Source organism: Rummeliibacillus sp. POC4, assembly GCF_003576525.1.
Lineage (GTDB): Bacteria > Bacillota > Bacilli > Bacillales_A > Planococcaceae > Rummeliibacillus.
Map to the genome: position 1 here is coordinate 1 of NZ_QWUA01000101.1, position 9,308 is coordinate 9,308.

A 9,308-nucleotide genomic window follows, 5' to 3' on the forward strand; every position below is an offset into this window, starting at 1 on the left:
ATAGGGTATATCTTTTTTTGTCCAAAAAATGAATAAATGATTCTCCCAGAGGGATATCGTGAATATTTAAACATTTATATATATAAATTTGCATATAGTAAAAGCTGAAAATGAATTTCGAATCATTTTCAAATAGTTAGAGGATATCTAATCTGAATATTGAAATGTTAATGTATAAAGTATTAAATGTTTCATAGTATATCGAATTTCAAATTAATGAATATATACTAATGTATAAATGCAAAGGGGATCTATTATGGACGAAAATATATTGTTATCTAAACTGATTCCACCTGAACCAGCAGCGCATTATATGAGAAGAGCAAGAGTGATGAAAAAACTTTCAAATAGCCATAATGCTAAACTCACCATATTACATAGTGGAGCTGGATTTGGTAAAAGTTCTGCATTAGCACAATTTTTAGCTGATCAATCAATTGCTTATTCATGGTATCAAGTAACGGCAGATGATGATGATATTTTACCTTTTTTGCGTCATTTGTTTTATAGTGTAAGACGTGTGATCCCATCTTTTGGAGATCAGATGAAAGGTTGGGATCAGTTATCTACAGTTCCTAAAACGGAGGAATTAAACAAACTCTATATTATGTTTGCAAATGAGTTTTGCAAAATTCGAGAGCAGTTCTTTGTCGTACTGGATGATTATTATTTAGTAGATCATATATATCAAATTCATTTTATTATGGAAAAACTTATTCTCCATTTACCATCAAATGTCCATCTCATTGTATCATCAAGAATTTATCCCTCATGGAATTGTTTACGAAACCTAAGATTGACCAATCAACTTGTAGAATGTGTAGAAGTGGATTTTGTTTTTTCAACAGAAGAAATTCAGGTGTTTTTTGAAGATTATTTTGAACAATCTATTACGGAAGAACAAGTGAAACAAATATCCAAGGCTACGGATGGTTGGGCGATTGCCATTCTTTTTTTAGCTACTCAAACAAATAATTTAGAAAAATCTATTGATAAATTACAGAGCCCAAAAACTAGTGATATATTTCATTATTTATCAGATGAAGTATTTGAATCCCTTGAAGAATTTGAAAAGGAAGCAACTTTAAAGTTTAGTATTTTCGAAACATTTTCTCATAAAGTAATTGAAGAATTCTATGGAAAGGATTTTTCAGAGGTTCTTACCAAACTTGTTAAAAAGCATTCGTTTATACAGCCTCTAAGCGGGTATAGCGAATTTCGATACCATGTACTTTTTCAACAATTTTTGGAACTGAAAATGATGGAACAGAATATAGATGAATTTAATAGATTACATTACAACGCTACTATTTTCTTTACGAAGAAACAAAATGCAATTCAAGCTGTTTATCACGCTATGAAAACAAAAAACGAAGATATCATTGCTAAGACAATCATCAGGTTTGCTAGTCAATTTTTAGAAGAAGGAAAATATGATTGGTTGATTGAGAAAATTCGAGAGTTATCAAAGGATACTATGGTTCAAAATTTTCAACTCTACTATTTTGTAGGTGAAAGCCAAAGATTTCGAGCACAGTATAAAAAAGCACGCACCGCCTATGAGAAATGTCTGGAATTCGCAAAAAGGCATAGAAATTTTGAACTTATGTTAAGGGCAAAAATAGGATTAGCACATATCTATTTAGATACAATTCAGCCATCGCTTGCAGAAGGTTATTTACAAGAAGCATTAGATTTGGCGGAACATACACAAATTGAAAAAGAACAATTACAATTTATACAAAAACAATACGCTGAGAATCTAGTCAATTTGGGAAAACCGTTCGAAGCAGAACAATGGATTGAAGAAGTTGGACTTTCAACTGAAATATTACTGCATGGAAATTTAGATGTAAGAATATTGCTTCGACAAGGGAAATTTCAGCAAGCAAAAAAGTTAATAGAAACTCGTTTAGATTCGAGTGGTGTACGATTGGATGCATATCGAGAAACAGATGTACTCTATTCATTTATCTTAACTCTATTAGGTGAAAATAAAGGCGCATTAGAAATTGCTAATAAAAGTATTATTAAAAAAGACAATCAGTTTTCACAATACCATCTATCAATAGCTTATCTACGAAAAGGTCATACTTTACTTGTATTAAATCCATATAATGTTTTAGATGCAGAAAAATATTACTTGAAGTCTATTGAAATCATGGATAATTTGCAAGTGAATCGTGCAAAGGCAGAATCTTATATGGGTTTAGCAATCGTTAAAAGTAGGCAATACCATTTCGAAGATGGTATCATGTTTGCGGAATTAGGGTTAGAAGAAACGGAGAGAGTTCATGATCATTGGGTTTCAGCATTACTTTATACAGCCTTAACAATTATATATGTCGAGCATGGACAATTGAAAGAAGCTAAAAAGGCCATTTCACTTGCGAAGGGAAAATTTTCGGATGCAGACTATTTTGGTATCATAATCGTTAATTTTTGGTCTGCCTATATTGCTTATTTAGAAAAAGATGATCAAGTCTTTTTGAATACTTTTAAAGATTGCATCTCTATTTTGATGGAACAAAAATATGAATTTTTTATAACAGCACAACATATTTTTGGACCAGTGCAAAGTTTAGTATGGTGGAAAATGGTTGACCATTGGAAAAGGCTCCAAGATACTGATACTTCTGCACCTCTTATGATAAAGGTGTATGAATTATTAGAAGTAGACACTAGTCAGGCTGTTCCTACATATGTGTATAAGATTCAATTGCTGGGAAAAGTAACGATTTTTCGAGATAATCATGAAATAGATGAAAAATCATGGCAACGAGAGAAAGCGAAAGAATTATTTCTTTATCTATATATGAATCATTCAAGATTTGTTTCAAAAGAAGAAATTGTCAATGCGTTATGGCCAAAAACAACAGATCAGGCAAGCCTTAGAGACTTTAAAGTTGTTTATAATGCATTGCTTAAAGTATTGGAACCTAATCGATTGCCTCGCTCAGAAAGTGCCTATATTATTCGGAAACAATCGATGTATAAACTAGTTACAGAACACTGTATAACGAGTGATTACATTTCTTTTAAGGAATTTATTCATTATGGAATAGAAGAAATGAATCCGACATTTTCAAATGAATGGTTAATGCGTGGTATTCAATTATATACAGGAGAATTAATCGCAGATAAACCTTATTTATACTGGGTTCAAAATTTTAGAGAAGAAGCAAAGCAACTTTATATGGAAGCTGTGGAGAGAGTGGCACAAAATTTTGTTCGATTAAAGGAATTTAACAAAACAATTTATTGGGCAGAGCATTTGCTGAAAATGGATAATACTTGGGAAGAAGCGTATCGACTAATAATGTACGGTTATTATCAATTACATAATCGTGCACAAGCAGTAAAATGGTTTGAAAAATGTGAAAGAATATTAAAGAAAGAATTGAATATTGAACCAATGGAAACAACCGTCCAAATGTATGACATGATATTAAAATGACCTCTCGAATAATCGTTAGGTCATTTTGTTTTGTAACCCATTTGTAACTTACAACCTTTATGATAAAACCACAAATATGAAAGCGTTTTAATAAAAGCCGGACTTGAACAAAAATCGCTAGATAATTTTTTAAAAGTAATCAGACGTTCACTGCAGAAAAGTGGTTATGACGAATCAAAATTATCTTATTTAGCAAAGCTGCATATGAAAAAATCAGCTCATGTTTATGTTCGACAAGCATTGGAGCTAAAAGAAACACAATCGATCTATCGTCATATTATGTCATATCGGACAAATAGATCAAATATTATCACTAGATCTTGCATTAGAAGAAGGCAAAATTAAAAATGGAGACATTATCACATTTGTAAGCGCTGGAATAGGCTATGTATGGGGTGCAGTGACAATTCGGTGGGGCCGTGAAAGGTGGTATTGATATGACAAATCAACAAGAAACATTGAAAAAAATAAATTTATCAAATGGAGAAACAATTGCATATCGTGAAAAATCCGGTGGTGAAGAAATACTTATTTTAGTGCATGGTAATATGACATCTTCAAAACATTGGGATGTCCTTATTGAAAAATTAGATAAACGATTTACCGTCTATGCGCCAGATTTAAGAGGATTTGGTCAATCATCGTATCATCAACGAATTCAACATATTAAAGACTTCAGCGATGATCTAAAGTTATGGATTGAAGCTTTAGGTTTAAAGAATTTCTCATTAATGGGATGGTCAACTGGTGGAGCAGTAGCTATGCAATTTTGCGCGGATTATCCAGGACTATGCCAAAGACTAATATTATTAGCATCAGCTTCCACAAGAGGGTATGCATTTTTTGATACAAACCTAGACGGTACACCGAATTATTCGAAGAGGCTATTAACGTTGGAAGAGGTGGAAAATGACAAAGGTAAAACGTTAGCGATGCAATGGTTATACGATACAAAGAATAGAGATGGGTTAAAAGCGGTATGGAATGCATTAATCTACACGCATAACCAACCAACACAAGAACAATATGAAGCTTATATAGATGATATGTTAACACAGCGTAATCTTGCTGATGTGTATTATGCATTAAATACTTTTAATATCAGCGCTGTCGATAACGAAGTAAGTATAGGCCACAATGAGGTAGCGAAAATTCAAATACCGACGCTCATTCTGTATGGTGAACGAGATTATGTGGTAGGAGAAAGTATGACAAATGAGATTATTGAAGATTTTGAGGGGAGAGCGCAGGTTGTAAAACTAAGTAATTGTGGTCATTCAGCGTTGATTGATGATTTACCTCAACTTGTTGAAGCGGTTGAACATTTTATATAAGGGGGAATCACAATGCGTTTACAAGACAAAGTGGCAATTATTACAGGTGGTGCTAGTGGGATTGGTTTAGCAGCAGTAAAACGGTTTGCAAATGAAGGTGCAACAGTAATTATTGCAGATTATAATTCAGATGCAGGGAAAAAAGTTGAAGAAGAGTTATTAAAAGAAAATCTAAAAGTTTCCTTTTACCAAATAAATGTTGCAGATAAAGAGAGCATAACGAATGTAGTATCAGAAATTCTTAAAGAATTTAACAAGATTGATATTCTAGTTAATAATGCAGGTATTACAAATGATGCTATGCTTTGGAAAATGACAGCAGAACAATTTGATCAAGTGATTGATGTCAATTTAAAAGGTGTCTTCAATTGTACGCAAGCTGTTGTTCCTTCAATGATTGCAAATGGATACGGAAAAATAATTAATACATCTTCAGTTAGTGGAGTATATGGTAATATCGGTCAAACCAATTATGCGGCGACAAAAGCAGCTGTTGTTGGAATGACCAAAACCTGGGCAAAAGAACTTGGTAGAAAAGGAATCAACGTTAATGCAGTTGCACCAGGATTCACTAGAACGCCTATGGTCGAAAAAATGCCAGAAAAAGTCCTCAATCATATGGAATCAATTGTTTCTTTAAATCGATTGGGCATTCCAGATGATATAGCCAATGCCTATTTATTTTTAGCTTCTGATGAGTCTAACTACATTACAGGGCATGTATTACAAGTGGATGGTGGAATTATGATGTAGGGGTGAAAAAATGGGAACCGAGCATTCGTGGATATTAAAAAGAACTGCAATTATGCCAAATAAAATAGCATTAATCGATATTGATTCAGAGAGAAGTTGGACTTATCAGCTTCTTTCTGATGAAATTTATAAATGGTTAGCATTTTTTAAAACTATGGGCTTGCAAAAAAATGATAGAGTAGCCGTAATCGCTGAAAATCGAATTGATTTATTTGCTATTCTTTTTGCATGTGGGATTGGAGGTTATATTTATGTCCCGCTCAATTGGCGATTAAGTGAAGCTGAATTGAACTATATATTAGAAGATTGCACCCCAACCTTACTAATATATGAAGACCGATTCATCTCAATTGTAAGCAGAAATTCACATATAAAGGCACACCCAATTAATGAAGAACTCCCCATAGGAAAAAATAATATAGATAACAATGGGAATAATTCCGAAGATGCTTGGTTGTTAATATATACTGGTGGTACTACCGGCAAACCTAAAGGTGTCGTAATATCTTATAAAGCAGTAAATTGGAATGCTTTTAATACAATCATCAGTTGGAATCTAAGTAGTGATGATTGTACATTAAATTATATGCCTTTGTTTCATACCGGGGGACTAAATGCATTGTCCATTCCAATCTTAATGGTAGGTGGTACGGTAGTTGTTGGAAAAAAGTTTAATCCTCAAGAAGCTGTCAAAGCACTAAATAAATACAAAACAACTATTTCACTATTTGTCCCAACTATGTATCAGGCCATTATTAAAACAGAGGATTTTCAACGTACAACTTTTCCAACAGTTAAAGTCTTTTTATCGGGTGGTTCACCTTGTCCTCTGACGATTTATAACGCTTTCCAACAAAAAGGATTAAGCTTTAAAGAAGGGTACGGATTAACAGAAGCAGGACCTAATAATTTTGTCATTCATCCTGAAGTAGCAGCGAAAAAAAGAGGATCAGTTGGTAAAGCCATGCAATTCAATCAAATTAAAATACTAGATTCAGAAGGAAAAGAATGTGAAGTCGATGAGATAGGTGAACTTTTTATAAGTGGAAATCACGTATTTACTGAGTATTGGAAAAACCAGGAAGAAACAGCGAAAGTTAAAAAGAATGGATGGCTTCGTACTGGAGACCTGGCCAAACAAGATCGAGATGGTGATATTTACATTATTGGACGGATAAAAGAGATGATTATTACAGGTGGAGAAAATGTTTATCCGCAAGAAGTAGAACAGTGTATTATTACACACCCAAAAGTCTTGGAAGTAGCTGTAGTAGGTACGCCTGATCTACACTGGGGAGAAGTTGTAACAGCTTTTATTGTAGGAAAAAATAACTTTAATAATATCGAAGAAATACAAGAACATTGCAGAAATTTTCTTGGAGGTTATAAAATTCCGCGACGAATCTTTTTTGTAGCAGCACTACCAAAAACTCATGTTGGCAAGATTGATAAGAAGAGATTGCTTATGAATACGTGATAGAAACAGAAAGAAAGATTATTTTCAACATGTTAATATTATAAAATTGAAACCACAGTGGAAGGTAAAATATCCATTGTGGTTTTTATTTTAGTGTGTAAAAAATCAATATTTATAGGTAATTACATGCATTTATCAAAATTAGAACAAAAACATTCATTTTTCTTGCATGTTTTAGAAAAAAATTACTAAAATGTTAATAAAGGAAGTTACAATTATTTGAAATGTGGTTGTTATTTTTATTGTAAATGGTTCTTTTAATTAGTAAAAGATTATAAAAAAACAAATATGTGATACAAAAGGATTAAAAATAAAGATAAAAATCAATTTTGTTTATAGGTTATTTATAGCTATATAAAATTTATTTGATATTAAAAATTTGATGTTTTTGAATTATCTTCAAGAGGATGTACAAGCAATAGATTTGAAAAATCCCGCATTAACGGGCGAAATCACTACATCATGGATCAATTAAAATGGAAAAAGATAAGTGGAGATCAACTCCATGCGCCCGATAGGTTCAACTATGACACAGTGATGATAAGGTTTACACTGCGTGAAGTTCACTTTATAAAAGGGGGTATTAAGTTGGTTAAAAAAAATGATTGCAGTAAATTTCATGTTTTTATCCAGGAGAACCAAGATTTTTTAAATAATCCTGTTATCAAGGATTTCTTGTCAAACAAGTCGAATTATAACTTACTGAGGCAGTCTATATGCAATCCAACTTACCATAATAAGGAAGAACTAGACCGAGCCTTTCGTGGATTTTACTTTAATATTCGTTTTACGGCCTATATTTCTTCTACAATTTACTATCATGCGATTAACTTAGATAAAAAAATGCGCCTCTTGAATTATCGATTTCCTACCACTTTAGACCAACCTGTAAAAGAAGAGTCAGATATATCTATCAAAGACATGACAATCTATCACGAAGATTTTGAATTGAAATCGGACAATATTTTAGATTATATAACTGATTCAAATATATACAAGGCTGTAAAGCGATTAACACCTAATCAAAGAAATATTCTTTACCTTGTCTATATTAAAGGATTAACAGATTCGGAAACTGCTCAATATTTAAAAAAATCCCAACAAACAATTTCAAAGTCCCGCAATAAAGCGTTAAAAAGAATAAGAAAAGAATTGAATATATCGCCTGAAAATTGTATTTTTTAATAATCGATAAAGGGGGAGAATGAATGGTAGAAACTTTATATCAATTGGCTGTTAAATCTAAAAATGACAGTAAGGCAGTAGTAAAGATATTAAATGCTTTCAAACCAAAGATAAATAAAACCTTGAAACAGACTAGATTTCAATATAGATCTGATTTGGATCAAGAGCTCCAACTAAAGCTAGTAACTATTATTAAAAAATATGACGTCGAAAAGTTAGATGGATTTTGGGAATTTTACGATAAACAAAAAAACTTCTACAATAAAAAAGACTGATAATTCAAAAAATGTAGTTATTTTTCTACTTTATATAAAAATAAACTTGAGAAATGAGGTGAGACCATGACACCAACAGAATTTCCGCTATGGGTAAGTATTTTGGGAAATTTCGGTTTTCCGATTGCCATAACGATTTATCTATTCCTACGATTTGAAAAAAAATTCGAAAAATTAGAAGAAGTCATTTTGGATCTAACGAAATCAAAGGGGTAACTTTATAAATACCTTAAAAGCTCAATTCATTGATGCTTTTAAGGTATTTTTAATGGCATAAAAATTCAAAATGAGTTGTGATAAATGAAAGCAGTTAGGAGAGATAAATTCTCAACTAACTACTTATCTTATAATTTAATTATTTTGTTAAGCGACGAACAAGTGCTTCAGTGGAAAGTATAAAGTTGTAATTATTTAGCACCTTGGTGTTGAAGGACCACATCGCTTTCATGAACTCCAAAAACTATTTCCTAAAATATCTCACCGGGTATTATCAAAACAATTAAAAGAGCTACAAGAAGACGGCATTATTGATCGCCATGTTACGCAAGATACTCCACCAAAAGTAACCTATTTTATGACTGCAGTTGGAAAGAGTATCTTACCGATTGTGCAGATGATGTATGATTGGGGAGAAAAACGAATTGAGGAATTGTATGGAGATACGATCGCTATTGAGAAATGTAAGTGTGAAACAATCTCTAAGTAAAAATACAAAAGAAATTCCAAACAGTTGTTTTCTTACAAAATTTTAATCTATAAAGGAATTATCAAAATCATATTGAAAATAGATAATAGGAACTGTCGTATAGAAATAAAAATATAATATA

The 9,308-nt window shown here is 32.0% G+C and carries 7 protein-coding genes and 2 pseudogenes; all 9 read left to right on the forward strand.

What is annotated here, in order from left to right; translation table 11 throughout:
• Nucleotides 1-256: 256 nt before the first annotated feature.
• On the forward strand, nt 257-3,457 hold the full coding sequence (locus tag D1606_RS17435; RefSeq protein ID WP_158582426.1) for a BTAD domain-containing putative transcriptional regulator: 3,201 nt from the start codon (nt 257-259) through the stop codon (nt 3,455-3,457).
• Nucleotides 3,458-3,547: 90 nt separating this feature from the next.
• Nucleotides 3,548-3,893 (forward strand): annotated as a pseudogene (locus D1606_RS17440) (3-oxoacyl-[acyl-carrier-protein] synthase III C-terminal domain-containing protein); the annotation flags it as partial.
• 1 nt (nt 3,894) lies between these two features.
• Nucleotides 3,895-4,791 carry an intracellular short-chain-length polyhydroxyalkanoate depolymerase gene (gene phaZ / locus D1606_RS17445; protein WP_119417293.1) on the forward strand — a complete coding sequence of 299 codons (897 nt, stop codon included), beginning with the start codon at nt 3,895-3,897 and terminating at the stop codon, nt 4,789-4,791.
• A gap of 12 nt (nt 4,792-4,803) precedes the next feature.
• Complete coding sequence (fabG, locus tag D1606_RS17450) at nt 4,804-5,544, forward strand: 3-oxoacyl-ACP reductase FabG (RefSeq protein WP_119417294.1); 741 nt, start codon at nt 4,804-4,806, stop codon at nt 5,542-5,544.
• Between the two features lie 10 nt (nt 5,545-5,554).
• Nucleotides 5,555-7,021 (forward strand): class I adenylate-forming enzyme family protein, encoded by a 1,467-nt coding sequence (locus D1606_RS17455; RefSeq protein WP_119417295.1) that lies wholly within the window; start codon nt 5,555-5,557, stop codon nt 7,019-7,021.
• A gap of 588 nt (nt 7,022-7,609) precedes the next feature.
• The gene (locus D1606_RS17460) at nt 7,610-8,206 is read left to right on the forward strand and encodes a sigma-70 family RNA polymerase sigma factor (RefSeq protein ID WP_158582427.1); all 597 of its coding nucleotides are present in this window, start codon (nt 7,610-7,612) and stop codon (nt 8,204-8,206) included.
• A gap of 23 nt (nt 8,207-8,229) precedes the next feature.
• Entirely contained in the window at nt 8,230-8,481 is a 252-nt protein-coding gene (locus D1606_RS17465) for a helix-turn-helix domain-containing protein (protein WP_119417297.1), read from the forward strand.
• Nucleotides 8,482-8,547: 66 nt separating this feature from the next.
• A complete protein-coding gene (locus D1606_RS17470; RefSeq protein ID WP_119417298.1) occupies nt 8,548-8,697 on the forward strand; it encodes a YvrJ family protein in 150 nt (49 codons plus the stop codon).
• 154 nt (nt 8,698-8,851) lie between these two features.
• Nucleotides 8,852-9,187: pseudogene (locus D1606_RS17475) on the forward strand (winged helix-turn-helix transcriptional regulator); the annotation flags it as partial.
• Nucleotides 9,188-9,308 lie beyond the last annotated feature (121 nt).